This is a genomic window from Stenotrophomonas sp. GD03877, assembly GCF_029840555.1.
Classification (GTDB): Bacteria; Pseudomonadota; Gammaproteobacteria; order Xanthomonadales; family Xanthomonadaceae; genus Stenotrophomonas; species Stenotrophomonas geniculata.
Map to the genome: position 1 here is coordinate 11,813 of NZ_JAOCCT010000006.1, position 23,047 is coordinate 34,859.

The 23,047-nt window shown below is 64.8% G+C and carries 29 protein-coding genes; 7 read left to right on the forward strand and 22 right to left on the reverse strand.

What is annotated here, in order from left to right:
* The 22 genes from N5D20_RS06040 to N5D20_RS06145 all read right to left on the reverse strand — a co-directional run bounded on the left by N5D20_RS06040 (window position 1) and on the right by N5D20_RS06145 (window position 18,115).
* Window positions 1-3,504 (reverse strand): phage tail length tape measure family protein, encoded by a 3,504-nt coding sequence (locus N5D20_RS06040; protein ID WP_049399126.1) that lies wholly within the window; start codon window positions 3,502-3,504, stop codon window positions 1-3.
* A gap of 2 nt (window positions 3,505-3,506) precedes the next feature.
* Complete coding sequence (locus N5D20_RS06045; RefSeq protein WP_008266411.1) at window positions 3,507-3,647, reverse strand: hypothetical protein; 141 nt, start codon at window positions 3,645-3,647, stop codon at window positions 3,507-3,509.
* Window positions 3,648-3,688: 41 nt separating this feature from the next.
* The gene (locus N5D20_RS06050; protein WP_040006693.1) at window positions 3,689-4,198 is read right to left on the reverse strand and encodes a DUF6631 family protein; all 510 of its coding nucleotides are present in this window, start codon (window positions 4,196-4,198) and stop codon (window positions 3,689-3,691) included.
* The gene (locus N5D20_RS06055) at window positions 4,198-4,953 is read right to left on the reverse strand and encodes a hypothetical protein (protein ID WP_008268825.1); all 756 of its coding nucleotides are present in this window, start codon (window positions 4,951-4,953) and stop codon (window positions 4,198-4,200) included. The genes N5D20_RS06050 and N5D20_RS06055 overlap by 1 nt, the downstream gene beginning before the upstream one ends.
* 3 nt (window positions 4,954-4,956) lie before the next feature.
* Window positions 4,957-5,169: a hypothetical protein gene (locus N5D20_RS06060; RefSeq protein ID WP_008265068.1), complete on the reverse strand. Its 213-nt coding sequence runs from the start codon at window positions 5,167-5,169 to the stop codon at window positions 4,957-4,959.
* Window positions 5,166-5,642, reverse strand: a complete 477-nt coding sequence (locus tag N5D20_RS06065; protein WP_040006690.1) for a hypothetical protein — start codon at window positions 5,640-5,642, stop codon at window positions 5,166-5,168. Before N5D20_RS06065 ends, N5D20_RS06060 begins: the two co-directional genes overlap by 4 nt.
* The gene (locus N5D20_RS06070) at window positions 5,639-6,172 is read right to left on the reverse strand and encodes a DUF1320 domain-containing protein (RefSeq protein ID WP_008268301.1); all 534 of its coding nucleotides are present in this window, start codon (window positions 6,170-6,172) and stop codon (window positions 5,639-5,641) included. Before N5D20_RS06070 ends, N5D20_RS06065 begins: the two co-directional genes overlap by 4 nt.
* Before the next feature lie 9 nt (window positions 6,173-6,181).
* The gene (locus N5D20_RS06075; protein ID WP_008268824.1) at window positions 6,182-6,664 is read right to left on the reverse strand and encodes a hypothetical protein; all 483 of its coding nucleotides are present in this window, start codon (window positions 6,662-6,664) and stop codon (window positions 6,182-6,184) included.
* A gap of 160 nt (window positions 6,665-6,824) precedes the next feature.
* A complete protein-coding gene (locus N5D20_RS06080) occupies window positions 6,825-7,769 on the reverse strand; it encodes a hypothetical protein (protein WP_008266322.1) in 945 nt (314 codons plus the stop codon).
* Window positions 7,770-7,794: 25 nt separating this feature from the next.
* Window positions 7,795-8,136 carry a capsid cement protein gene (locus N5D20_RS06085; protein WP_049399127.1) on the reverse strand — a complete coding sequence of 114 codons (342 nt, stop codon included), beginning with the start codon at window positions 8,134-8,136 and terminating at the stop codon, window positions 7,795-7,797.
* Window positions 8,137-8,158: 22 nt separating this feature from the next.
* Window positions 8,159-9,364 (reverse strand): hypothetical protein, encoded by a 1,206-nt coding sequence (locus N5D20_RS06090; protein ID WP_279914236.1) that lies wholly within the window; start codon window positions 9,362-9,364, stop codon window positions 8,159-8,161.
* Between the two features lie 296 nt (window positions 9,365-9,660).
* Window positions 9,661-10,230 carry a phage virion morphogenesis protein gene (locus N5D20_RS06095; RefSeq protein WP_008268056.1) on the reverse strand — a complete coding sequence of 190 codons (570 nt, stop codon included), beginning with the start codon at window positions 10,228-10,230 and terminating at the stop codon, window positions 9,661-9,663.
* Window positions 10,230-11,507 carry a phage minor head protein gene (locus N5D20_RS06100; RefSeq protein WP_008264470.1) on the reverse strand — a complete coding sequence of 426 codons (1,278 nt, stop codon included), beginning with the start codon at window positions 11,505-11,507 and terminating at the stop codon, window positions 10,230-10,232. Before N5D20_RS06100 ends, N5D20_RS06095 begins: the two co-directional genes overlap by 1 nt.
* 3 nt (window positions 11,508-11,510) lie before the next feature.
* The gene (locus tag N5D20_RS06105; RefSeq protein ID WP_008267274.1) at window positions 11,511-13,037 is read right to left on the reverse strand and encodes a DUF935 family protein; all 1,527 of its coding nucleotides are present in this window, start codon (window positions 13,035-13,037) and stop codon (window positions 11,511-11,513) included.
* Window positions 13,034-14,770: a hypothetical protein gene (locus N5D20_RS06110; protein WP_008267234.1), complete on the reverse strand. Its 1,737-nt coding sequence runs from the start codon at window positions 14,768-14,770 to the stop codon at window positions 13,034-13,036. Before N5D20_RS06110 ends, N5D20_RS06105 begins: the two co-directional genes overlap by 4 nt.
* Window positions 14,771-15,319 (reverse strand): DUF3486 family protein, encoded by a 549-nt coding sequence (locus N5D20_RS06115; RefSeq protein ID WP_050413323.1) that lies wholly within the window; start codon window positions 15,317-15,319, stop codon window positions 14,771-14,773.
* A 13-nt stretch (window positions 15,320-15,332) separates the two neighbouring features.
* Window positions 15,333-15,656: a hypothetical protein gene (locus N5D20_RS06120; RefSeq protein ID WP_024957611.1), complete on the reverse strand. Its 324-nt coding sequence runs from the start codon at window positions 15,654-15,656 to the stop codon at window positions 15,333-15,335.
* On the reverse strand, window positions 15,653-15,970 hold the full coding sequence (locus N5D20_RS06125; RefSeq protein WP_008265891.1) for a hypothetical protein: 318 nt from the start codon (window positions 15,968-15,970) through the stop codon (window positions 15,653-15,655). The genes N5D20_RS06120 and N5D20_RS06125 overlap by 4 nt, the downstream gene beginning before the upstream one ends.
* On the reverse strand, window positions 15,967-16,473 hold the full coding sequence (locus tag N5D20_RS06130; RefSeq protein ID WP_008264923.1) for a lysis system i-spanin subunit Rz: 507 nt from the start codon (window positions 16,471-16,473) through the stop codon (window positions 15,967-15,969). The genes N5D20_RS06125 and N5D20_RS06130 overlap by 4 nt, the downstream gene beginning before the upstream one ends.
* Window positions 16,473-16,991, reverse strand: a complete 519-nt coding sequence (locus N5D20_RS06135; RefSeq protein ID WP_008267084.1) for a lysozyme — start codon at window positions 16,989-16,991, stop codon at window positions 16,473-16,475. The genes N5D20_RS06130 and N5D20_RS06135 overlap by 1 nt, the downstream gene beginning before the upstream one ends.
* Before the next feature lie 194 nt (window positions 16,992-17,185).
* Window positions 17,186-17,659, reverse strand: a complete 474-nt coding sequence (locus tag N5D20_RS06140; RefSeq protein ID WP_232281353.1) for a hypothetical protein — start codon at window positions 17,657-17,659, stop codon at window positions 17,186-17,188.
* Window positions 17,660-17,713: 54 nt separating this feature from the next.
* Entirely contained in the window at window positions 17,714-18,115 is a 402-nt protein-coding gene (locus N5D20_RS06145; protein WP_080355185.1) for a helix-turn-helix transcriptional regulator, read from the reverse strand.
* A gap of 60 nt (window positions 18,116-18,175) precedes the next feature.
* Here N5D20_RS06145 and N5D20_RS06150 point away from each other — a divergent pair, with 60 nt between their 5' ends.
* Genes N5D20_RS06150 through N5D20_RS06180 form a run of 7 tightly spaced genes read left to right on the forward strand, consistent with a single transcriptional unit; the run spans window position 18,176 to window position 23,004 of the window.
* A complete protein-coding gene (locus N5D20_RS06150) occupies window positions 18,176-18,388 on the forward strand; it encodes a hypothetical protein (protein ID WP_008265835.1) in 213 nt (70 codons plus the stop codon).
* The gene (locus N5D20_RS06155; protein ID WP_040006683.1) at window positions 18,385-18,618 is read left to right on the forward strand and encodes a hypothetical protein; all 234 of its coding nucleotides are present in this window, start codon (window positions 18,385-18,387) and stop codon (window positions 18,616-18,618) included. Before N5D20_RS06150 ends, N5D20_RS06155 begins: the two co-directional genes overlap by 4 nt.
* Window positions 18,615-18,908 carry a helix-turn-helix domain-containing protein gene (locus N5D20_RS06160; RefSeq protein ID WP_008267142.1) on the forward strand — a complete coding sequence of 98 codons (294 nt, stop codon included), beginning with the start codon at window positions 18,615-18,617 and terminating at the stop codon, window positions 18,906-18,908. The genes N5D20_RS06155 and N5D20_RS06160 overlap by 4 nt, the downstream gene beginning before the upstream one ends.
* 14 nt (window positions 18,909-18,922) lie before the next feature.
* A complete protein-coding gene (locus N5D20_RS06165) occupies window positions 18,923-19,858 on the forward strand; it encodes a hypothetical protein (protein ID WP_008266072.1) in 936 nt (311 codons plus the stop codon).
* Between the two features lies 1 nt (window position 19,859).
* Window positions 19,860-21,674, forward strand: coding sequence for a DDE-type integrase/transposase/recombinase (locus N5D20_RS06170; RefSeq protein ID WP_008266617.1), 1,815 nt, complete (start codon window positions 19,860-19,862; stop codon window positions 21,672-21,674).
* The gene (locus N5D20_RS06175) at window positions 21,674-21,832 is read left to right on the forward strand and encodes a hypothetical protein (protein WP_008268046.1); all 159 of its coding nucleotides are present in this window, start codon (window positions 21,674-21,676) and stop codon (window positions 21,830-21,832) included. The genes N5D20_RS06170 and N5D20_RS06175 overlap by 1 nt, the downstream gene beginning before the upstream one ends.
* Window positions 21,829-23,004, forward strand: a complete 1,176-nt coding sequence (locus tag N5D20_RS06180; RefSeq protein ID WP_008268737.1) for an AAA family ATPase — start codon at window positions 21,829-21,831, stop codon at window positions 23,002-23,004. Before N5D20_RS06175 ends, N5D20_RS06180 begins: the two co-directional genes overlap by 4 nt.
* Window positions 23,005-23,047 lie beyond the last annotated feature (43 nt).

A 23,047-nucleotide genomic window follows, 5' to 3' on the forward strand; every position in this document is an offset into this window, starting at 1 on the left:
TCAGAGTCCCAATACTTGGCGGATCGCCGCAGAGTTGCGGTTGATCTTGTTGATGACGGTGGTGTCGCTGCCCGGATCGTCCAGGTACTGGTCGAGCAGGTCCGGCGACACCTGGTTGATCACTCGCAAGCCCAACTGCGCGGCAGTGCTCGGCGGCGCCGAAGCTGCGCTGGTGAACACGGGGGACCGTTGCAGCATGGGCATCGATGCCACATGCCCTCCGTCGGCATAGCCGCGCCAACGATCGATTGCCGCCATACCGACCTGGTTGAAGGCCGACAGGAATGCCAGCGCACCGGGCTGGCGCACCACCTCCTGTCGGTGGACGAACTCACCGGCGTGAACAAAGCCCGCCAGTTGGTACTTGCCACCCGGTCCGGTGAAGCCGCCGCTGGAGTAGCCGGCCGCGCTGGAAACGGCCATTGCCGCAGCAGCAGCCTGCATCTGACGGGCCGCCTGGGAAATCGCCTGCGCGCCGACAATGAGTCCCACGCTGGACGAACCAAGGGTGGTGGCCGAGGTCTCCAGTTTGGAGGCACCCACACTGACGATCGCGCCCGCGGCCGCAGTAGCTGCCGCAGCCTTGGCCATGTCCTGCGCGCCGTCACCACCGCCATTCCCTTTGTCGCCGGCGAAGAGCCCCATCAACTTCATGGTCGCGGCCTGCGCCAACTGCGCGGCCGCGAATTCGGCAATGCCTTGGGCGATGCTGAGGAAGAAGTTCCGCACCGACTCGGATAGCGAATCGGTTTGCATGATCAGCGAGGTGAACAGGTTCGAGAACGATCCTTCAAGCGTGTTACGGATGGACTGTTGGAGCAGGTTTGTGGTCGCCTCCATCTCCTGCAGCTTGAGTTTGATCTGCTCTACGTTTGCCACGGCAGCAGGATCACCCAGCGCCTGAGCTGCGGCCTCCATTTGGGGAACCAGCTCACGGAGGGCACCTGACTGCTGACGGTAGAGATCGACCACGCGCTGCTGCGCGCCCGCCTGAGTGATCAGGCCAGCCTGCAGCTCCAGCTGAATCCGCTGCTGCTCCAGTGCAATCCCGCCAATTACCCTGTCGTAGGCCTCCTGCAGATTCTTGAGGTCAGTACTGGCCTTGCTCAGATCCATCAGTTTGGAAATGTCGGCGGCATCCGCTGCTCGGCCCGCAGCCTCCAGCTCTTCCTTCAGCTTCGTCAGCTCGCGCGTGGTCTTGGCCAGCTCTGCGTCGGGACCACGTCCTTGCAAGGCTGCAATGCGATCACGGATGTCCAGCATCTTGCGGTCGGCTTCGACCCGGAGGTTGGCCAGATCCAGCTTCTTGGCTTCGTCCAGCAGGTCCTGCTTGGTCTTCGCCGAAGCGTTCTGGAAATTCCCCTCGGCAATGGCCGCCTGGATGCGGGACGTTTCGGTCGCCTTCTTGCGGGTCTCATCCAGCGTTCCGACCAGATCGATCTGCTGCTTGAGCCGCTCCAGCTCCCGCTGTGCGGCGGCCTCATCTTTCTGGCTCTCGGTCTTGGGCGTCTTTCGAGTGCGCTCTTTGAACTTCTCCTGCAGCTGGGCGACCCGCTTGTCATAGGCGCCGCCGCTGACGCTGCCATCGTCGCCGAAGCTGACACCCTTGAGGAGGTCGCTTCCTGGATTGGCCTTGCGCAACTCGCGGAACTGCTTGGCAACCTCTTCGGTTGCCTTCTTCAGCTTCTCGGCCTTGCTGGCACCCTCTTCGAGACCTGAAGCGATCGCCTTGGCGGCTTCGACGCCGGCATCTTGGACCCGCTGGGCCTGGCCGGTGCTCTCGGCGGCATTGACGTCACGATCGTAGGCGGCCCGCGCCTTGCGGAGCCGGTCGATCTGCTTGATCTGCTGGTCGTAGTAGTAGCCGATGGCTGGGGCATTACCGTTCTTCAACGCCTGCTGCAGTTGCTCGGTCGTACCACGCATCGCCGCAGTTTCTGCCCGGAGCATCGCTTCGGAGTCGGTGCGACCGATGTCCTTCAGTCCTTGCCAGACGCGCTTAAGCGTACGAGCAACGGCATCCCACGCCTGCTCCAGATATCCGGCCCGCGACTCCATTTCTCTGACACGCTGGTCGCTGACATTGGCGATGGCCTCCAGCGCTGTCTTGGCGGCGTCGGTCGCCTTGCCCTGGTCCTCCAGTGCCCGAACCTGTTCGTACACCGCTGCGGTGAGGAAGTGGTACTGCTCGTTGAGCTTGGCCAGCGTGGCCGAAGGCGCCTTGGAGACCTCGACCACCTTGGCGGTGGTGCCCTCAATCGACTCGCCCGTCAATTTGGCCAGGTTGACTGCGACGCTGATCGCTGTAGACAGGGTGTTGGCGGTCAGCTTCCCGCTGGCCGCAAGTTGCTGCGCAGCTGCCGTTGCATCGGAGTATTCGCCAGTGACCGCACCGACAGCATTCGCCTGGGCATAGAGCTGACCACTGGACACGCCAAGTGAATGGCCTGTCGAGATCACAGCGGCGTCGAAGGCTCGCAGCTGCTTGTAGCCCTGCAGCGCGGCAAAGCCAACAACACCCAGTCCGGCGGCCACACCGCCCAGGACGACCACCGCGGGATTGAGCGCACTGGTGAGCGCGCGCGCGGCGGGGACCACACCGCCGAAGGAATCCTTCAGCTGGCCACCCTGCTGGATGGCCACCATCCAGATCGGCATGCCGCTGACGATGCTGGTGGTGATATCGGTGATCTGCGCCGGCAGTTGGCGCATGGCCATCTGGTACTGGCCGGCCGAGATCGCCCCGGCGCCCAGGCTGCGGCTGGTCGCTTCGGCAACCTTGACGGCGTTGCGTTGGACATTGATGCCCGCGAGGGCACGGTTGTACTGCTCGCGGCTGATGCGGCCGGCATCCACCGCCACCTTGAGCTCCTGCTCGTCCCGCTCCAGCTTCTGCAGCTTTACCGATGCACTGTCATAGCGCCCCAGGGCGCCCTCAACAGCACGCTGGCGCTGTTGCTCCGACCGAGCCAGGCCTGCTTCCTGCTTATCCAGCGCCTTGAGCGCGCTGTTGTAGTCCTCGGTGGTAATCAGGCCGCGCGCCATCACCCGATCAAGCATCGCCTCGGTGTCGGCCAGATCGGACATGCTCGCCGCGCCGCGCTCCAGACGTGCATCGAGCTCGGAGATGAGGCGGATCTCATCGGCCACTGTTTTCTGCACCGCCGCGCCGGACGTTCGGACGCGATCTGCGGCGGTGGCCACATCCGCCGACATGGCCTTGGCTGATTCTCCTGCCGTGGCCATGCCCGCCGCGCCGGCGGCCGCCTTCCGGCCAGCATCCTCCATTTGGCTGCCCGAGGCGGCACTGCTGCGGGCGGCCCGATCCAAGGCATCAGCGGCCTTCTTCGCCTCTTTCGTGACGTCGCCCAGGCCGACGCCGGCATCCTGGCCGGCGCCCTTGACCGAGGCGAGCCCCTTCTGGACCACTGGCAGCGCCTGGCGCACCTGCTCGATGTCCAGGGCGATACGCATCGCCAGTTCGAGGTTGCGCGAGGAAGCCATTGTTATTTCAGATCCTTCAGCAAGGTGGTCATCGAATTACCGCCGGCATACGCAGCGTTGACGTCGGTAATGCGTTCCCGCCGTGCCCGCCGCTGCTGAGCCTGGACGTGCTCCCAGGCGAGGGATATCTGGCGCTTGGTCATGCGACCGATATCGCCAAAGCTGTGGCCGTAACCAGCGTTGATCAGGTCGGTGAAGACGCGTCCGTAGCCGACGGGACTGCCTTTTGACTGACGGCGTTTCGGAGCAGGCGGCGGAGAAAAAAACTGCTATTGGCCTGCCACCACAACAGCAGCATCTGTTCACCGTCGGATTCGTTGAGCGTCTCCAGCCACGCTTCCTGCTCCCGCACCTCGGCTGCGTGATCCTTGGCATCAGCCGGCGGCGCTGCGATCGAACATGCCAGTAGATGCCGGATCAGGTCCGGGTGGGACATAAGTGCATCCATCACCTGCAGCATGGAAGGCGGATCGGTGCCTTCGAACATCGGCTGCAGATCCCCAACCAGTGGTGCGGCGGTCTGCAGGATGCGAGCGGCCTCAAAGAAGCCGTATTCGCGCACTGTGATGGTCTTTCCGCCGAGCTGCCCCTGCTGCTGGCCGGCCAGCACGTCCAGCTCACCGGCTACGGCCCCCGGATCCTTAGAGCCGGATCCGGAGGGCTGTTGACCGACATTGCCGATCACCTTGGCCATCAGGCTGCATCCACCAGCAGGGCACGGGCGTACAGGCCGAAGCGCGGATCTGCCTGGCGGACCGGGTCGATCTTGGCCTCGCCGGTGAGCGCAATCTCACCGAAGGTGTCGTTGATCAGCGACAGCGTCTCCGAGGCCGGGAAGGTGACGCGGTGCACCTCGCCGCGGAAGCGCATCGTGGTGCCGTCAACGCTGTTGACGCCGTCGAAGAGCACGTAGTACTCGGACTTGGTGCTTTCGAAGACCTTCACCAGGCTGTGCGCAGCGTACTCGTACGTCTTGGCCACCACCGCCGTCTTAGCGGTGAGGAAGGTGATGATGCCGGTGGTCAGGTTGACGGTGTAGTCGGTGTCCAGCACCAGCGGTGCGGCCGGGGTGCCCCCTTCCAGTGCCAGCGCGCTGATCGCCGCATACTCCAATGCGACCACGTCACCCGGCTTGACCGTACCAATGGCCTCGTTTGCCGCTGAGCCGGCAGCCAGCTCCATGCGGGTGCCGTCCGTGGCCAGCGCCAGGTGATCGGTGTTGAGCTGGCCCAGGGTCAGATTGACGCCGAGGTTGCGCTCGGTGGTCATGGTAGCGCCGACGCCGCGCACACCCGACCAGCTTTCCTTCTTGGTTTCACGGGAGCTGGACATGGTCAGCTCCAGGACGCTGGCATCGTACGCCCAGCGCGCCGGCGCGCGGCTGCCGTCGGCATTGCGCAGGCCCAGGTACACGCGCCCCTGCAGGGAGAAATATTCGGTCTCGGACATGGCTTACTTCGCCTCCTGGGCGCTGGCAGTGGTCGGCTGGCCACTGGCCTTGCGCGACGTGTTGGGGAAAAAATCAGCCTCGGGGGCGTCGATGAAGCCGCGTTCGACTGCCCAAGGCACCAGGTCGGCGGGAACCTCGACTGTTTCGCCGACGGCAATGGGCTTGCGCGACAGCGTCAGGCCCGGCTTCTTGATCGTGTATTTCTGGGTGGTCATCGGGGGATCTCAGGTTGAAGAAGGGCCTGGGTCTTCCATACGTCGACCCACAGGGCGGTAGCGGCGTCGTAGTCCTCGAGGTTGCCCTCGATGAGCTGGCAGGCACGGCCACCGGCAATGGGCGGCGTCCAGCCCAGCAGTGGTTGGCGAACCTTGCCCAGCAGGATCCGGAGCTCATCGATCACCTGGGCGCCGCGCTGTTCGCGGTAATTGCGGCACACGGTCACCACCGCGAAGTTCACTTCGACCAACTGCGCCAGGCGCGTCTGCTGCCCGGGAAACGAAGCGCCGGTCTTGGTCTCCAGCGGCATCTCGCGGGCCAGCAGCACGTAGCAGCACGGTGCAGGGAAGTCGCGCAGCGCCTGGACTGCGGCATAGTCGGCGCTGCCCTGCACCTGACGCAGTTCCTTGTCGCTGACGCCCTGGCGGATGCGATCGCGCACCAAGCCAATGTCGAAGGGCTGCGTGCTCACCGGCCGTAGTCCTGCAGGGTGCCGTGGCTGAACTCCCGCGGCGGTGCGCAGACCTCGGGGGCGCCGCCACTGGGCGCAGGCAGCGGGTCATCGGCACCGAGGCTGAACTTGCCATCGCGCACCAGCTCCAGAAAGCGCAGTGCTTCCTTGTAGTCGCGCACCACCGGATCGGTCCGCTCCTCGGTGTTGACCCGGTCCTTATGCAGCAGGTAGCGCGCAATCCATCGCGCCCAGGTGGACACGATGCCCGGTACCGGCGCCGGCAGTGGCACCGGATAGGGTTTGGGTTTGCGCATGACCAGGTAGCCGTTGATCACGCCGTCGGCGTCGTCCAAGGCGCGCTGCACGTGCGCGGCCGCCTCATCGGCGACCGCCACGTCGGCCGGGTCGAAGGCACTGCGATCGCTGCCGAGCAGCGTGGCATCCATCAGCGCATCGTCCACGACCGGATAGCGCTCCGGTGTGGCCACCTGCGCCAGTTCCTGGGCGAGCTTGGCCGCCGACAGCAGTGCGAGCGTGCAGTAGGACATGACGGCCAGTTACTCCAGCTCTTCCGGAGTGGCCGGTTCGTCACCGAGGACGCCAGCATCCTGGTAGTCCTCGGCCTCGTCCCAGGTCATCTCGATCCATGCCGGCGGCTTGATGACCACGCCGTTGTGCTTGAACGGACTGAGTACTTCGAAGCACCAGGTGCTCGGCGCATCATCGTCACCAGCTGTGGCGGTAGCAGGCGCAGCAGCATCGAGAGACGCAGCATCAGGCGCAGACGCTTCCGCTCCGTTGCCGTCGTCCTGATCAGCCGCTGCCTGATCGCCCTGTGGCTGGTCCACTGCGGCTCCATTGGCTGCGGAGACGGCCGACGAGGCGGACTCTGGTTCGCCGCGGCCTTCCTCCGGCACCGAACCGTCCTTTGCCGGCGACGCATCGGCCGCCTTCTCTTCCGCGACCTCCGGCGCATCGGCCGGCTTGTCGTCCTGGACGGTCTTGGGTGCGCTGGGCAGTGCGGTGCGGGGCTTGGCCACGACGGGATCTCCGAATAGGTGTGGTGCCGTGCTCTCCGGCTGTCACGCATGGTTCTCCGTGCTCCGCACAGCCAGGCCCGCGTTCGCCTGGTGCTGCCGCTCGCTGGGTTGTACGGATGAGCGGCAGCCAATCCGGCGACGTCCTGTCGCCGGCTGCGTATTACAGGCCGGCGCCCTGAATCAGGTAGCCGGCAGCCATACCGGCCAGAACCGGGGTGGCGTCGTTGCTGACGCCGTAGATCCAGCTCTTGGCATTCGCATCCCAGTACGGAAGCTCGACCAGCGGCATGCCTTCGATGCGATAGCCATAGCCATAGCTGGGCTCCTCCACGTTGGCGTTCACGTCCGCACCAGGGCTGACGTAAGCCAAGACAGCCGAAGTACCCCAGACGTCACCGAAGGCACCGTTGTCGTCGGCCACCACACCACCACCGACCACGATGTTGTCGATCTCGAAGATCTGCTTGAGCAGGTCCAGGGTGACCTTGCGCACGCCTGTGTTAGCCGAGCGATCGATCAGCTTCGGATGCTGCTTGAGCTGCTTGAACGACTTGGCAGACAGCAGCATGGTGTTGGGATACAAGCCGATGCTGTCACGCACCGCTTCCTTGCCGGTTTCGACATCCTGCGCCGGGTTTGAGGCGGCGTTGGACCACACGTTGTTGCCAGCCAGTGTCACCTTGTGATCGTTGTCGTAGTTGCTGGCGGAGGTGGCGATCTTGGCGCTGTCCACCTCGTACTCCAGCAGCAGCGAGCGCAGCGCGGTGTTGACAGCTCGCGTGCCCAAGTTGATGCCAGGCACCTGGCTGGCGTCCTTCATGTGCTCGCGTGGCACAAGGGCTTCCAGTGCACTCGGGATGATCGAGTAGGGCTTGCCCTGGTAGCCAAAGCGGATCCGCTTGGTGTTCGAGCCAGGGGCACGCTTGGAGTTGTAGATCTTGAAGGATTCCTTGCCGAACTCGATCACCTGGCCGCCATAGGCGGCGACATCGGCGAAGGGGAACAGCGCGGTGGCCACGAGCTGCGCCTGGCGATAGCCACGGGCGTGCTCGGAAAGGATCGGGTCAACGACGCGAACCTGGCCGGGGGTCATCTGTGCGGACATGTAAATCTCCTGCGGCGCTTGCCGGTCAGTTCGGGATGAGGATCACTTCGAGCACGTCGCCGTCGGCGGCGGCCTTGGCGCCAGGTGCCGCGCGGGCGACGACCTTGCCCGCGTCAGCCGTGACGGCTTTGCCGTCGACGCCGACCTCAAGGGCAGCGCCCGCAGCAATGGCGGCACCTGCGGTCACCTGGGTCGTGCCCAAGACGTCAACCGGAGCCAGTTGTCCGATCGCCGCATCGGAGCGCGTGACGCCGTAGGCGTTGCCGCCGGCAGCTGCTACGCCGCCCGCCGGGGAGACGAAACGGTTGTTGGTAAGGGCTGCCGTGGCCAGCACGGACAGCGTAAGCAGAGCGATGTTCTGGGACATGGTGGGCTCCTGGATAGATGAGTCAGCCGCCGACCGCGGCGACTGCAGCTGCCCAAGACGTGCCAGGGTGCTGCTGCTGATAGGCCTTGGCCTTGTTGAAGAGATCCGCGCGGCCTGCATCCACATGCACTCCCGCAGGCGCTGCGAAGTTCGCGGCTGCGTTCGGCGCGTCGCCAGCGGACTTCTCGCTGAAGTCCACCGCCTTGGGCAGGCTGGTCAGCAGCTCGCGCAGCACCGACTCCGCCGGTTTGGTCACCGTCGTTTCGCCCTCGGCAAAGTTGAGCGGTTCCTTGCCATTGGGCTGGGCCAGCAGCAGCTCCACCACCGCCGGCTGCTGACGGGGCAGCAGCTTGCCTTCCTTCACCAGGCCTTCGGCGAACGCCACTGCATCTTCGCGTCGCGCGGCCTGCTCACGGGCGGCGAGGGCCTTCTCGCGAGCGTCCAGGGTGGAAGCCTGCTGGTCGAGCTGCTGCTGGCGCTGTGCGTGCTCGGCGTTGTTCTGCGGGGACATGGGGTCGATCTCCGATTTGACCTGTTCACGAGTGGGAGGCGTTGCCTGGACGGGCGCAGGCGCACCGAGGGCGCTGCGCGGGAACTGGGTGAGCAATGGCGATGCGAAGAGGGCCGACGCGCGCGAGTTGTCGTCATCGCGTGTGCTGCTCTCGATGCCGCGGATCTGCCAGTCCGGAATGACCTGGTCGGCTGTCTCCAGACCCTGGGTATCGATCAGCCAGTCGCGGAAGCGGCGGAACAGATCCGTCAGCGTCCAGCCCAGCGGGGCCAGCGACATGGCAAAGCACGCAGCGTCATCGCCTTCGGCGAAGGAGGCCGACTTGAGCCCCTTTACTGCCGGCGGCTGCGCACCCAGGAAGCCGATGTGGCGCAGGTAGTACTTGCCCGGCGTCGGGTTCCCCGGCGAATCGGGCATGAAGATGGAGGCGCTGATCTTCTTGAAGCGGCCGTTGTTGACCAGCTCCGCGAAGGCAGGATCTACCTCGTGCGGTTCGGCCATCAGGAGGCCGTCCTTGGCCTGAAGCACTTTGCTCCAGCCATAGGCCGGGTCGTCGGTTTTGGGATGGCCCACCACAATGGGCGCTTCGTGCAGCGCCGGATCGTAGCTGTCGGCGATCTGCTGCACATCCGCCTCGCTGAAGGTCAGCGTGCGGCCGTCTTCGGCAACGTGCGTGCCGGCTTTGAAGATCTGCAGGGTGGCGGCGGGCTGGTTCATGCCGCCAGTTTTCCCGCGCCAGAGGTCGCTGTCTTTGAAACTGGTTTCCAACTTTCGAGGGCGGCAGCGGACTGGCTCATGCCCTCCTTTTTCCCGCAGTACCGTCTCACGTCTTGGGACGGTGCATTGCAGAGAATTTCAACCGCAGATGCACGATGCGCGTGCGGTGATCGTCCTGCGTGGAAACAAGTGCCAGTATCGGCCGCACAGGTGTGTCAGACACCAAGCCGGTGTGGGTGACGCCCGAGTGTGGCGGCGCGCCTGTAGCGGCGCGCAGAGCGCCGCTTATGCGTGAGCTACTCGAAGGCGCCGCTCACGTGATCCTGGGCGATATCCAGCAGCTCCTTCTCATCTTCGCGACTTACACCCAGCCACGGGCGAGCGGCGATGGTGTTCGTGTACGCAGGCATTGTGACCGAGCGCTTGAAGCGCGCGTTCCTACGACTGGCTTTGACGAACCGGCTGCCGCCCTTACCCGTCTTCAGGTGGATATTGGCCGGACGCGCGGCGTGTTGGATGGTGCCGCCGAATTGGTGGATGGCGCCATAGGGTGCATTGGTACCGACCAGGACGGCGTCGTTCCCATCCGTTTGCCATGAGGCCATATCACCGAGCATGTGGAAATCGAACTTCAGAATCGGCACGCCGGGGCGCTTCTTCTGTTTCCAGCGTTTGTAGCTTGGCTCCAGTGCACGCCATCGCTGTCCGGTCGGATCACGCTCCTTCTTGGCTCGCTCGCGTGTCGACCTCAGCAGGTACTCGCCCCAGTCTCTCAGGATCAGTTGCCGTGCTTCGCCCTCCAGCTGGCGCAGCGCATCAGCCAGCGCAGGTGTTGCCGAATCCAGGGTGACTTCGAGCTGCGCCATCAGAGTGCTCCCTGCAGCAGCTGCAGCGTGCCATCGGCGACGCTGCGCTTGAGATCAGAAGGCATCAGCATCTGCAGCTGGGGCTGGATGGTGCTGACGCCCGTTTCCGAGATGGCCACGTCGACCACCATGAAGGCCGGGCGCCCCACCGCAAGGACATACCGCAGGTGGCCTGCGGCCACGTCCAATAGGATGGCCACCGCATCGAGCAGGCGGATAGGCAGCTCGGCTGCGGCGATGGCGACCGCGCCAGGCCGAGTGATGGGGAGCTGCTCAGCCAACACTGCAAAGGCCGCCGTCGCTGGTCGAACGGCAGCGCGCTGCAGCTGCGACACCAGACCGGGAGACAGTGCGCCGGCCAGGTAGCGAGCAGCGTGCGCGGCATCAGCGTCAATGCTGGCCAGCCAGCTGGCGTAGCCGGCCTGCAGGGCGTCCCTGGCACGCGGCCGCGCCAAGGCCCGGGCGGCACTGGCGGCAGCGGGCGCCGCTGGCAGCCGCGCGCCCGTCTCCAGTGCACTCTGCAGAGCGGAGGTCAGTTGGCCTGTCAGCGAGGGCGGTGTGACCGGACCACCACGCCCGCCGGGCCAGTGGTCCGCCGTTGCTCCAGGCGCGTAGCCGAAGCCAGGATCGACGCCTGCCGGCGTCAGCACCGTGCGCGGTCCACCGGGACTGCGCTGCCCGACCGTCACCGACTGCATCACAACCTCAGGGGCCGTGTCGGGGCCGTCCTTGCCCAAGCGGCGCAGATCGCGTTCGTTGAGCGCATCGACGTAGCACTGGCAGCCCCAGCCGTTGGCCGGATAGTGATAGCGCCACCAGGGATCATCATGGCGCAGCACCATGCCATTCCAGGACACGTGCAGTGGCCGGGGGTGTTCGACGGCATCGTTGTGGTTGTAGCGCCAGAACGGCCGTACCTTGATCAGCTGCTGCAGCTGGGCCCAGCGCCCGGCGTTGTAGCTCTGACGCAGGTTGGTTTCGTAGATCACCCGCGAGCGCCAGTTCCGGCCGCCGTTGTAATCCCAGCCATGCGTGGCCACGATGCGGTCGAAGTCTTCGCGGAACTGCTCCAGCGTGCGGCCTTCGGCGATGACACGGTCGATGGACTGCCGGAAGTCGGCCAGCAGTGCGTCACGGTTGGCACCGGCCACCATGAAGCTGGTGTCGTGCTGGGCGTCCCACACGTCCAGGTAGCTCTCGGTGAGCACGTTCTTCTTGCGACGGAAGAACTCGATTTGCTCCTGGAACGGCAGTTGAGCGTAGGCAACCCCAGCCATTGATCAGCCTCCTGCGCCCTGGACGTCGCTGCGGCCGGCCAGCGTCGCTGCCGTCATCGCATCGGCCATCACCGAGGCGTAGTCGTCCAGGGTCATGTTCGGATGTAGCTCGAACAGCCGGTCGCGCAGTTCCTCCAGCGAATCGACCTCATCGACCAGCTGGCGGATCTGCTCCACCCAACCAGCACCGAGGGGCGACAGTCGCCGATCAAGCTGCTGGCCCAGGCCGATGGCAGGATCAGGTGCCTTCGGGGTGCTGTCGGCAAAGGCCGCCGGATAGTGCCGGCGCAGCAGGCTACCCACCGTACCGCCGGCATCAGCGAACTGCGGCCCATCGATCGCTGTCGGTACCGCAGGTGGCTCCGGCAGCGCCTGGACAGGCTCGTAGTTGTCCCCATAGGTCTGGTCCATGTAGACCTGCTTGGGCTTGTAGCCCAGGTCGAGGATCTTCTTGTCGCGACTGGCAGTGGCGTCCAGATCCTCCGGCTCTTCCGTGACGCGGTAGACCCGTGGGATGGCTGCGCCGGGGAAGTTCCATTCGGTGAGCCAGCGCGCCGGCCCCTTGTTGAAGGACTCACACACCAGGTCTGCATCGGAGGTGATGATGTCGCGGCGCACTTCCCGCTGCAGCTGGTCGTTGCCCAGCTTGCCGGGTGTGCCCTGGGTGCTGGCGGTCTGGCCCAGCACCACCTTCTGGATGGTGGCATCCATATAGTCCTGCAGGGCCTTGTAGTCGGCCGTGCCACTGCGCCCGGCCTCCAGCAGCGCCAGCTCCATGCCCTTGGGCATGATGATGCCGCTGTCGGTCTGGATCGCGCGGGTGGCCTGCAGCAGCTTGGACTTCTCCGGATCGGTCGCCTCACTGTCGTACTTGCCCACTGCGGTGGGCATGCCGAACTTCTCCAGGAAGATCAGCCAGAACTTGAGCCCGTTGCGCTTGAACAGCACCGGCCAGTACAGCCAGTGCGCCAGCCCCAGGCCGTAGGGCTCATCGTCGTGATCGGCACCGGAGCAGAAGTTCCAGAAGTACGGCGCGAGTGCCGGGACGCCCTCCGTCATCTGGGTCTGGGTGAGCAGGCGCAGGTCGCCTTCCTTGCCGTAGCGGAAGCGTCGGCGATTGCGGACCTTGATCGCCTCCAGGCCGATGCGGGTGCCGTCGACCTTGTACAGGATCTCGGCCACGCCGTAGCCGTAGAACACGCCAAACAGCATCTTGCGGGTGACGTTGTCCCACCCGATCCCGTGCAGCTGCTCCTGCAGATACTCTGCCGCCTGGCGGTCGATGCGCTTCTCGCCACCGGGCTCCACCTGCCATTCGCAGGCCACCACCGAGTCCTGGCGCGATCCGAAGGTGGTTTTCACCTCCGGATCGGACAGCACCTGCTCGTAGATCTGCAGGTCATAGCCGCCCCGATTGCGCAGCACGCTATCAAAGGGCAGCAGCAGCGGCCCGGTGTAGCCACGGGTGATGTCGATGCCATCGGCGGTGGTGGCAATCTCGCGGCCGATCTCTGGGCGGGCGATGGTCATGCGAATCCTCCAAAATCATTGCCGCCGCTGACCGTGCCGAAGGCATCATCGGTCACGACGGTGGCCACGCCGTCGGCTCGGCCGTCGCCGATGTAGGCGCGAGCGCCGGCCGCCTGGAACTCGATGGGTACCGAGGTGACGTGGTTGAGCGCGGCAAACTGCATCAGGGCGCCTGCGATCGCGCCGTCGCCGTGGCGCACCAGTTCCGGATCCTGCAGGTCCTTGCGCTCCAGGCGCGGCACCATCGGAATGCCATCAACGTACTCCACGGCCCGATGGTCATCCTCCAGCGATGCGTCCCTGGGCACGGTGATGAATCCGTCCTCGAACAACGCGATGTACTTGGGCATCCATTCGCTGTACCAGGGGCGCGACAGGGTGACCTCGTGGATTGGGCCACCGCTGTAGCGGCCCGTCTCGGCATCGAGCTCGGCACGGCCGTAACGGTCGCCTGTGTACTCCATCAGAGTCTGGCCCGGCCCGGTGGCGTCGCCAGCGAACGACCAGCGGCCGCGGAAGCCCTCATTCAGCGCGTCCAGAAACGCCCACAGGATCTGCTCCTGCTGGCGGGTGGGCGCGTTGGCCATCTCGATCAGGAACGGCACATCCCGGCGCAGATCCTGACTGACCTTGGCCGGCTTGATGACCGAGAAGTGGCGGTGGCGCGCAAAGTCCATGCCGACCGCCCAGCGCCCAGTGAACCCGGCCACCGCAGCACGCAGCACCGGCAGCAGCGTGGTGGCGATCCAGACCGAGCACCAGATCTCGCGTTCCTTCTCCGAGCGCTTGGGGAAGTCGTCATCGAAGACCAAGCGCAGCACAGGGCGGACCTCGGACATGGCCCGATCGATCCAGACTGAGGGGATGGCCGAGCCATCTCCGTCGCGCGGGATGACATCCAGCTCCTCGCGCATGGCGGCCTTGCGCGGGCCATAGGCCGAGCGGATGGCGGTGTACCACTCCTTCTTGCCCTCGGCGGTGGCCACCTTGCCACGCATGGCGCAGACCCGCTCGTACAGGCCGTTGGACACGGCATCATCGAAGCTGATGCGGATCACCCCGGCCTTCTTGCCGTAGCGACCGGCCTGGACGTCCTGCACCAGCTGGTTGAACGGATTCTTCTTGCCGCGGTGTGTGGACCACACGCGGATCCGGCCACCCCAGATCAGCAGCGCGGTGGCTGATTCGAGCACCTTGGCCACGTCCTTGTGCAGCGCCGCTTCGTCCAGGTCGACCACGCCCTGCAGGCCGTGGATGTTCTCCGGGCGCGAGGACAGTGCCGTGATACGGAAACCACTGGCGAAGCGAACCCGGAAGGCCTGGATCTGCCGGCTGGTGCCGTCAGGCTGCTGGTCCTGGAAGATGTGCTGCTCGATACGCGAGGCTTGGCCTTGGGCAATGATCGGCGCGAACTTGGCCACATAGCCAATGAACTCCAGACCCTTTTCCTTGGTGTCGGCCATGTACCACACGTTGTCGCCGCCGGCGTCCTTGGCAGAAGCGGCGGTGATGGTGTCGCTCAGCGCCTGGGCGAAGGTGATGCCAGTGCGGCGCCCCTTCTCGCAGACCGCGATATCCAGCCCTTCCTGCATCCGGATCCATTCGGACTGATGAGCCATCAGCACACCGGCCTTGCTCGGATCGAAGTTGGTCGAGATCGAGCGCACGCTCTCAGGCAGCTCATCCCAGTCCAGGACGCGCTCGGTATCCGGCAGGGGACCCAGTGCACTCACTTAGCCGACTCCATGCAGCACCTTGTTGCGCCAGAACTCCACGCCCTCGGCGTCCAGGCCCTTGGCTCGCGCAGCCTCCTCGACCCGGCTGGCCGCGTCGACGAGCGCCTTCTGACGGATCTCGCCGGCCCACTTCTCGCGCACGATGGAAGAGCGGGTCAGCTCGGCAATGGCCTTGGCCGCCTTGCTGTACAGAGCAATACGGTCGGCGGGGGAGATGCTTTCATCGTCCTGGTCGGCGGCCTCCTGGAACTGCAGCAGCGCCTCGAACAGATCGGTCTGCAGCAGGCCCAACAGCGCGCTGCCGCGCTCGGCGGCATTGTCGGGCGCCTGCTCAGCAACCAGCTTCATGGCTTCGGTGCTGGCACTGATCGAAGCCAAGCGGCGCTTGAGCCGCTTGGCGCGTTCGTTGACGGTGGTCTTGCTGATCTCGTAGCCCTGTTCGCCCAGCCATTCGGACAGCGAGATGCTGCCACCGAAGGCGTTGGCAACCAGGCGCCGATCCAGCTCGTCACGCACATCGGCCGGCAACAAGTCGATCTTGCTCACGGGAGGCATGGGGTCACCAGTACTTCGGCGGGCGGGCGATCCCCGGACCGCAGTCGATGCTGTACTCGACGATGTCCACACCGTGGCGGGTCAGCTCCGCCGACCACGGCCCCGACGGGGATTTGGTGATGTCGATCAGGCGACGGGTGTCCAGGTAGTCCAGTTCCCGGCGAACCTCCAGCGCGGTGGCATCCGGGTACATGTCCTGGGCCGCGCCGGCCAGGACGGCTTCACCGATCGGATAGGGGCGTGAGCGATCCAGCACCAGCAACATCAGCCAGCGCAGCTGCTCCCTGCGCAGCTTGCCCAAATCCGGGCCTTGATTTCCGTGACTCACGGCGTGTTCCCCTTGCTTTGCATGTTCGTGATCTTCGAAGCCACTGCATCAAGCTTTGCCTCGATAACGCTCTGTCCGCGGGCATAGTCCTCGCGGCGGACGTAATCCTTCGCAACTTCCAGGCGGAAGTCGGTGAGGTGACTCTCAACCTCGCGCCAGCGCTTGCTGTCGTTGATCAGAATCGCCAGCTGCTGATCAGTGCGTTGTTGCAGCTGGTTGACCAGCCAGCGGCCGCCGGCGATCAGGCCGCCAAGCAGCGTGATGCCGATGCCTGCGAACCACACCAGGTAGAGCGGTTGCACTTCAACGATCATGGGTTGGTCTCGACGGGTAGGCGCTGTCCGGTGAGGACGCCGATGACGCGCTGGCAGGAGCGGACGTGGTCTTCAGCTTCGGTGACGATTTGAAGAGCAGTGCCTGCAACCTCTGGACGTAGTTGGGCGCTCGCATCACGTTCGACGGCGCCAGAGACGGCTTGGGACAGGCGGGCGGTGTGACAGGTGGCGAGGTCGTCGCGCAGCTGGAGATTGCCAGCGCGCAGGTCAGCCACAACAGCAGCAGGGATGGACGCGGACGCCTCCCGATCATCTTCATGTTGGTCTCCGATCTGGGCCATTTCCCTGGCCTGGGTATGCTCGGTGTCGCGAGCATTGCGCTCGCTTTCCAGTTGCGATTGAAGCGTGGTCACGCGCTGCTGCGCCCTGGCATCACGGGCTTGGGCGTCCAGCGCATTGCCGCGATAGAGAAGTGCTGCGGCAATGGCGACCAGCAGGAGCACCAGCAGCAGGGCGACCGTTGCGGTCAGGGTGCGGACCATCAGTACCGGCCCTCGCACATCGCGCGCTCAGCGGTGCGGCGGCGCTCCAATCCCTTATAGGACTTGCCGCCGGCATTGGCCCAGTTGCTCAGCTGGGCACATGCGAGGTCCCAGCGGCCTTGATTGGCGTAGACACGGATCCGCGGCTGCTGACCGTTGCGCAGCGTGCACAGGCCGTCCTTGACGCCAGCACCACCCGGACCGACGTTGAAGGCGAACGACGTCAGCGCGGCCGCCTGGTAGTCCGTCATCGGCACCTTGATGCAACTCTGCACGGTGTTCCAGGCGACGCCGAGGTCCGACTGGAGCAGACGCTCGCATTCGGCGCGGGCGTAGGTGCGCTGTTCTACCTTGGCCGTATGGCCGTAGCAGACCGTCAGCTTCCCGACGACATCACGATAGGGCTGGGCCGAGTAGCCCTCGAAGGGCTGCACCAACCCGAGCAGCAACGCCAGCATGGTTGCCAGCATTCCGCCCGCGATGGGCAGTGCCTTGTTACCGGGTTGCTCTGCTGCCATGCGCCATCTCCAGGGAAAGATGGCCGACGGGCAGACGAGGATGCCCGCCGGCCAGGTGCGCCATGCGCACACCAAACCGATGGGCAGAGTTTCAGTCTTTGACTGATCGTCGTCTTTGAAACTGGTTTCGAGGAATCTCACGCGCGCGCGTGGGACTGTGCAGATCCCTTCGCGACGTGCGTAGCTGCAGAAGACTATTCGCCCTTGGGCTTATGCGCTTCCCACCAACTGTTGACAGAGGCAGCGGGCGGTGTTTCCGGTTTGGAAGGTTGATAACCAGGATTTACAGCGGAAGGTGCGATCGCCGCAGGACCCGGGGCTTCTACCCTGGGAATTTCAACGTCTCCACATCGCTTGGCGGCAAAAGCCCCCTGAAGCTGAGCTCGCCTTTCCACTGACGTCCTCTTTGCTTCATTCCGTTCGATCACATTTCCGATCCCAAAGTCACCCAAAAAGCTGGCAATGGACATGCCGCTGAACTTTGCTTGCTGCTCGACCTGCCTATCAAAGGCATCCACCTTGGATAGTTCAATTCGGATCTGCTCACAAGAATAGTTCAGCGTCTCGTAGCTCGTTACCGGCTGCAGACGCCCATAACGCTTGGTGGCACACCCACTCAAGGCCGCTGCCATCAGCACGCTGGCGATGACGAACTCTACTCGCTTCATTACTCCCCCTTGCTTGAGACCTGTCATTAGCGCGCTCTTCGTAGCACTTAATGCCTATGTGATTGGTCGCTTTCGTATCCCCCGGGCCACGCCGTCCTCAACGTCTTGAGTCAGCAGAGCCATCAACAGACGTGACGCCGCCGCTCGACCGGCATCGGAAAGTGCCCAAAACGTGTCAATCACTTCGTTGAACTGCGCAATCTGCTCCTCCTCCATTCCAGGCCTAGCAACGCTCCTTTGCCCGGTCAGCACGTAAAGGGGATCCAAACCGTTCTCGGACCAGCCAGCAAGCTGGGCTGCCGTTGGCGATGTTGCTCCCTTTTCCCAATCGATGACGGTGCGCTTCGACGCCCCAACTACTTCCCCAAAGGCGGTCTGACTCAGACCGAGGCGAATTCGCTCCTCACGGAGCCGAAAGCCAAGAGTGCGAATTAATTCACCCATAAGTGTTGACATGTGCAGATTTCTGCACCAGTCTTATCCCGTCCGGTTTAAACAACACCGCAAGGATACGACATGGCTCAGCACCTGCCGCCCGGCCGCGACTTGATGAACAAGGTTCGCGCCGGCATGACCCTCCAGAACACCACTGTCAGCGCTTGGTGCCGCAAGAACGGCATCAATCCCAGCGCGGCCCGCCAAGCCATCTACGGCACTTGGGCTGGGCCGAAGGGCAAGGCTCTGCGCGCCACTCTGCTCAGGGCAGCAGGCGTGAAGGACGTCGCATGAACGCCCCCGGCCGCCCCCTGGACGAGGTGCCCACCCGCGAACTGGAGCTACTGCTCGCCTCAGCCCGCGACCAGTACGCCACCGCCGTGAACAACTGGCAGCGCGCCGTCGAGTCAGACGCGCCTCTGGCCAACACCCTGCCGCTGGCCGGCGCCGTCGACGCAGCCGACCGCCGCGCCGTCCGGATACTGAAGGAACTGGCGCGCCGCCAGCAGGACGCTGCGGCATGAGTGAGCAAAGCATCTTCGCCCGCCTACTGTTCGCCCTGGCCGGGCACAGCCGCACCGGCCTGCGCCTGAAACCGATCGCCGACGGCATCGGCGAATCCCCCAGCACCACGCTGCGCAACCTGCAGCGCCTGGCCGAAGACGGCCTGGTCGAACGCTCTCCCTTCGACCAGGACAACTGGCGCCTATCCCCCCGAATCGTCCAGATCGCCTTGGCTCATCAAGCAGAGGTGGCCCGTGAAGAGCGCCAGCTGGACGACTTCAAGAACCGCTACAGCCGTAGCCCCAACTGATGACGAGGACCGAAATGGCAGAGAAGCAACCCAACAAGCGCGGCGCCAAGCCGCTCGCCCAGGCCGAGCCAGTTGTCCAGGATCTGGACGCGGAAAAGCTGGCCGAGCGCAGCCAGGAGCTGGTTACCCTCGGTGAGCACCAGAGCGAGGTGGTGGATCAGTTCGGTGACGGCCTGCCGTGGCACCCGGACCACTACGAGAACGCCATCCGCAGCGAGCTTCGCCGCGGCTGCGAAGCCTTCCTTCGCGCCGGCCGCTACTTGATCGTGGCGCGCGAATGCGCCGCGCATGGCGAATGGGACGGCATGCTGGAACGTCTGGGCATTGAAGGATCTCAAGCACGCCGGATGATGGAGGCGTCCAAGCGCGTAGCCGCGCTGCCAAATCGTGCGACGTCGCACGATTTGATTGCAGCCGCCAAGTCCGGAAGCAAGATCATCGAACTGCTCTCTCTTCCCGAGGAGCAGTTCGCGGAACTGGCAGAGAAGGGTGCGACGGATGGCCTCTCGCTGGACGATGTCGAATCCATGACGGTACGCGAACTCCGGGCAGCCATCCGCGAAGCCCGTGCCGATGCCGACGCAAAGGATCAGCGCATCAACAAGTTGAGCGACGATCTCAACAAGGCGGAGGAGAAGACAGCAAAAGCGCAGCGGAAGTGGAAGAAGGCCACCCCCGACGAGCAGTCCCAGGAACTGCTGACCCAGCTGGAGCTGGCCGCCTCCCAGGTGCGCCTTGCCATCGCCAGCGGCAGTGAAGAAGCCGGCTTCAGCGGCGCGGTGATCACGCTGATGCAGCACGCCGAGCAACACGACCTCAACGTTGATGAGCAGGTGGCCGGGATCATCGCCAGCCTGATCAACGACCTGCGCCTTGTCCGCGACCACCAGGAGGTGGGCGTCACGGTGATCCATGACCGTCGCCTGGCCGACTGGAAGCGGGAGGGCTGACATGGCCCTCAGCGCCAGCTTGATCGAGCAGGCCGCTGCTGACCTGCTCTGCGCCGGGCACGGCCAGAAGCGCGCCATTGCCGAGCGATACGCCGCCGAATGGGGCTGCAGCGTACAGACGTTGTATCGGCAGGTCTCGAAGCTGACCTGTTCGCTGAAGCCTCGCAAGCGCCGCAGCGATCGGGGCAACTCCGACTGGACCCAGCAGGAACTGGAAATGATTTCCGCTGTATTGCTGGAGTCGCGTCGCGGCACTGGCAAGCGCCTGGCCAGCATCGGCGAGGCCATCGACATGCTACGCGCCAATGGCATGGTGCGCGGCGAGACTGTGGATGCCGGTACCGGCGAGATCCGACTGCTGAGCGAGAGCTCCGCAGCCAAAGCCTTGCGCACCAACCGCTTGCACCCTGATCAGCTGTCGGCACCTGCACCGAAGGTTCAGCTGGCCAGCGAACATCCCAACCAGGTGTGGCAGGCCGATCCCAGCCTGTGCGTGCTGTATTACCTCAAGCGCCAGGACGGCCTGCATGCGATGCCGGCAAGCGAGTTCTACAAGAACAAGCCCAAGAACCTGGCGCGCGTCGAGAACGAGCGCGTCTGGCGCTACGTGTTCACCGACCACACCAGCGGCGCCTTCTACGTGGAATACGTGCTGGGCGCCGAGAGCGGCGAGAACCTGTGCCGCACCTTCATCAACGCCATGCAGTACCGCGGTGCGGCTGATCCGTTCTGTGGCGCACCGACGATGGTGATGGTGGACCCGGGCAGCGCCAATACGGGTGCGATGTTCAAGAACCTGTGCGCGGCCCTGGGTATTCGCATCTGGATCAATCAGCCGGGCCAGCCGTGGGCAAAGGGCCAAGTCGAAAAGACCAACGACCTGATCGAACGCAAGTTCGAGCACCGCCTTCGCTTCGACAACGTGCAGAGCTTGGAGCAGCTCAACGCATCGGCGTGGCGTTGGATGCGCAACTTCAATGCCACCGCTCAACACACCCGGCACAAGTCCTCGCGCTACCAGGCGTGGATGACGATCAAGCCCGATCAGCTGCGCCTGGTACCGGCGACCGAGGACTGCATGAAGCTGGCCACCCGCGCTCCGGAACTGCGCAAGGTCAACCCGCTGCTGCGGATCAGCTTCCTGGGCAAGACCTACGACGTGTCGGGCGTGCCGGGCGTGATCGTGGGCCAGAAGCTCACGGTCGCCCGTAATGCCTTCGGTAGCGAGTTCGGTGCGCAGGCGCTGTTCACAGACGATGCTGGCCGCGACACCTGGTACACGATGGAGCCGCTGGAAGCAGACGCATACGGGTTCACCGGTGCGGTGGCGGTCGGCACATACCACGCGCACGCCGACACCCCGGCGGACACAAACCGCAAGCGGGTCGAGCGCCTGGCGATGGATGCCGAGACCGACGAGCAAGCCAAGGCGCAGCGCAAGGCCAAGGCAATGCCGTTCGGTGGCCGTATCGACCCCTACAAGTCGGTGCAGCAGGCGCCGGAGATCCAGCACCTGCCGCGCCGGGGTCATCGCGTCGACGTCGCGGTCCCCGATGTGGTCGAGGCCCCTCGCTTCACGGTCGATTCGGTCACGCCCATCCGCGCGGAATTGCCGCCACTGAACCATGTGGAAGCGGCCATGCGCTTGAAGCCGCTACTGGAGGCCGCCGGTTCGGCTTGGTCGCCGGACCACTACGCACGCACCGCCCAGCGCTGGCCGGAAGGCCTGCCGGTGGATCAGGTCGAGTCCTGGGCGCACGCCCTGGCAACGCCTGAGCGCGGTGGTCTCCGGCTGGTGGAAGGAGGTGCCGCGTGATGGCTTCGCTCGACAGCATCAAGAAAGACGCACGCCTCATCCAGGAACGCGACGGATTCGGCTACTGCCAGGCGCTGGAGATCGCTGCGCGAAAGGCTGGCTTCAACACCTATGCAGCTGCGAAGGCTGCCTTGCAGGGGCGGAGGGCTCGCCCATGACGTTGCGTCTGAAGCGCCTGCTCACCGAGGCCGGCATCAAGCAGGGAGACCTGGCCAGTGCTGCAGGTCTGAGCCGTCCGGCCCTCAATGCCTTGATCAACCACGGCCAGTTGCCCACCAGCTGCGATCCGGCAGTGGTGCGCGCTGCCATCAGTTCCTGCCTGACCCAGCACGGCGTAACCGACGCCCACTGGCATGAAAAGGAGGGGCCGACGTGCGGGGTCACGCCAGCCCCGGTTTCCCCACCGCAAGACACCGATAACGACAACGACATTCACGACGAGGAAGATCCCATGCTACTGCGTTTTCAGGCTTTGACTCCACAGGCCAAGCGTCACTTCGGCCTCACCAGCAATCCCTTCGCCGATCCGGCTAGTGCCGAAGAGGTGTTCCTGTCGCCGGATATCCGCTATGTCCGCGAGAGCATGTACCAGGTGGCCCGCCACGGCGGCTTTGCTGCGGTGATCGGCGAAAGTGGTGCTGGCAAGAGCACGCTGCGCGAAGACCTGGTTGATCGCATCCAGCGTGAAGAGCAGGCCGTCATTGTTATCCAGCCCTACGTGCTGGCCAGCGAAGGCAGTGATGCCGTGGGCAAGACCCTGCGCAGCCACCATATCGCCGAGGCGATCATGGCCGCTGTCGCCCCGCTGGCCAAGCCGAAGAGCAGCCCCGAGGCCCGCTTCCGCCAGCTGCACGAATCGCTGCGTGACAGCGCCCGCGCCGGTCACAGCCACGTCCTGGTGATTGAAGAGGCCCACAGCCTGCCGCTGCCGACCCTGAAGCACCTCAAGCGCTTCCGCGAGCTGAAGGACGGCCTGCGCCCGCTGCTGTCGGTGATCCTCATCGGGCAACCCGAGCTGGGCGTGAAGCTCTCTGAGCACAACCCGGAGGTACGCGAAGTAGTACAGCGCATCGAGATCATCACGCTGCCGCCGCTGGACAACGAGCTGGGTGCCTACCTGGCGCACCGCTTCAAGCGCGCCCAGGTGCCGCTGGACAAGGTGGTGGAACAGAGTGCCATCGACGCGCTGCGCGCCAAGCTGGTTCCTTCGCGCGGCGCTGGCTCGTTGCTGTACCCGCTGGCGGTTCAGAACGCCCTGACCGCTGCGATGAACCGCGCCGCTGACCTGGGCGTGCCAACCGTCACCGCTGACGTCGTGCGGGGGGTGTGAGATGGCGATCCGAACCGAAGGCTGGCCGGCGGTAGAAGGCATG

Coding starts and splice junctions, on each gene's coding strand:
- N5D20_RS06040 (WP_049399126.1), bottom strand. CDS start 3,504: ATGGCTTCCTCGCGCAACCTCGAACTGGCGATGCGTATCGCCCTGGAC.
- N5D20_RS06045 (WP_008266411.1), bottom strand. CDS start 3,647: ATGACCAAGCGCCAGATATCCCTCGCCTGGGAGCACGTCCAGGCTCAG.
- N5D20_RS06050 (WP_040006693.1), bottom strand. CDS start 4,198: ATGGCCAAGGTGATCGGCAATGTCGGTCAACAGCCCTCCGGATCCGGC.
- N5D20_RS06055 (WP_008268825.1), bottom strand. CDS start 4,953: ATGTCCGAGACCGAATATTTCTCCCTGCAGGGGCGCGTGTACCTGGGC.
- N5D20_RS06060 (WP_008265068.1), bottom strand. CDS start 5,169: ATGACCACCCAGAAATACACGATCAAGAAGCCGGGCCTGACGCTGTCG.
- N5D20_RS06070 (WP_008268301.1), bottom strand. CDS start 6,172: ATGTCCTACTGCACGCTCGCACTGCTGTCGGCGGCCAAGCTCGCCCAG.
- N5D20_RS06080 (WP_008266322.1), bottom strand. CDS start 7,769: ATGTCCGCACAGATGACCCCCGGCCAGGTTCGCGTCGTTGACCCGATC.
- N5D20_RS06085 (WP_049399127.1), bottom strand. CDS start 8,136: ATGTCCCAGAACATCGCTCTGCTTACGCTGTCCGTGCTGGCCACGGCA.
- N5D20_RS06090 (WP_279914236.1), bottom strand. CDS start 9,364: ATGAACCAGCCCGCCGCCACCCTGCAGATCTTCAAAGCCGGCACGCAC.
- N5D20_RS06095 (WP_008268056.1), bottom strand. CDS start 10,230: ATGGCGCAGCTCGAAGTCACCCTGGATTCGGCAACACCTGCGCTGGCT.
- N5D20_RS06100 (WP_008264470.1), bottom strand. CDS start 11,507: ATGGCTGGGGTTGCCTACGCTCAACTGCCGTTCCAGGAGCAAATCGAG.
- N5D20_RS06105 (WP_008267274.1), bottom strand. CDS start 13,037: ATGACCATCGCCCGCCCAGAGATCGGCCGCGAGATTGCCACCACCGCC.
- N5D20_RS06125 (WP_008265891.1), bottom strand. CDS start 15,970: ATGATCGTTGAAGTGCAACCGCTCTACCTGGTGTGGTTCGCAGGCATC.
- N5D20_RS06130 (WP_008264923.1), bottom strand. CDS start 16,473: ATGGTCCGCACCCTGACCGCAACGGTCGCCCTGCTGCTGGTGCTCCTG.
- N5D20_RS06135 (WP_008267084.1), bottom strand. CDS start 16,991: ATGGCAGCAGAGCAACCCGGTAACAAGGCACTGCCCATCGCGGGCGGA.
- N5D20_RS06140 (WP_232281353.1), bottom strand. CDS start 17,659: ATGAAGCGAGTAGAGTTCGTCATCGCCAGCGTGCTGATGGCAGCGGCC.
- N5D20_RS06145 (WP_080355185.1), bottom strand. CDS start 18,115: ATGTCAACACTTATGGGTGAATTAATTCGCACTCTTGGCTTTCGGCTC.
- N5D20_RS06150 (WP_008265835.1), top strand. CDS start 18,176: ATGGCTCAGCACCTGCCGCCCGGCCGCGACTTGATGAACAAGGTTCGC.
- N5D20_RS06155 (WP_040006683.1), top strand. CDS start 18,385: ATGAACGCCCCCGGCCGCCCCCTGGACGAGGTGCCCACCCGCGAACTG.
- N5D20_RS06160 (WP_008267142.1), top strand. CDS start 18,615: ATGAGTGAGCAAAGCATCTTCGCCCGCCTACTGTTCGCCCTGGCCGGG.
- N5D20_RS06165 (WP_008266072.1), top strand. CDS start 18,923: ATGGCAGAGAAGCAACCCAACAAGCGCGGCGCCAAGCCGCTCGCCCAG.
- N5D20_RS06170 (WP_008266617.1), top strand. CDS start 19,860: ATGGCCCTCAGCGCCAGCTTGATCGAGCAGGCCGCTGCTGACCTGCTC.
- N5D20_RS06175 (WP_008268046.1), top strand. CDS start 21,674: ATGGCTTCGCTCGACAGCATCAAGAAAGACGCACGCCTCATCCAGGAA.
- N5D20_RS06180 (WP_008268737.1), top strand. CDS start 21,829: ATGACGTTGCGTCTGAAGCGCCTGCTCACCGAGGCCGGCATCAAGCAG.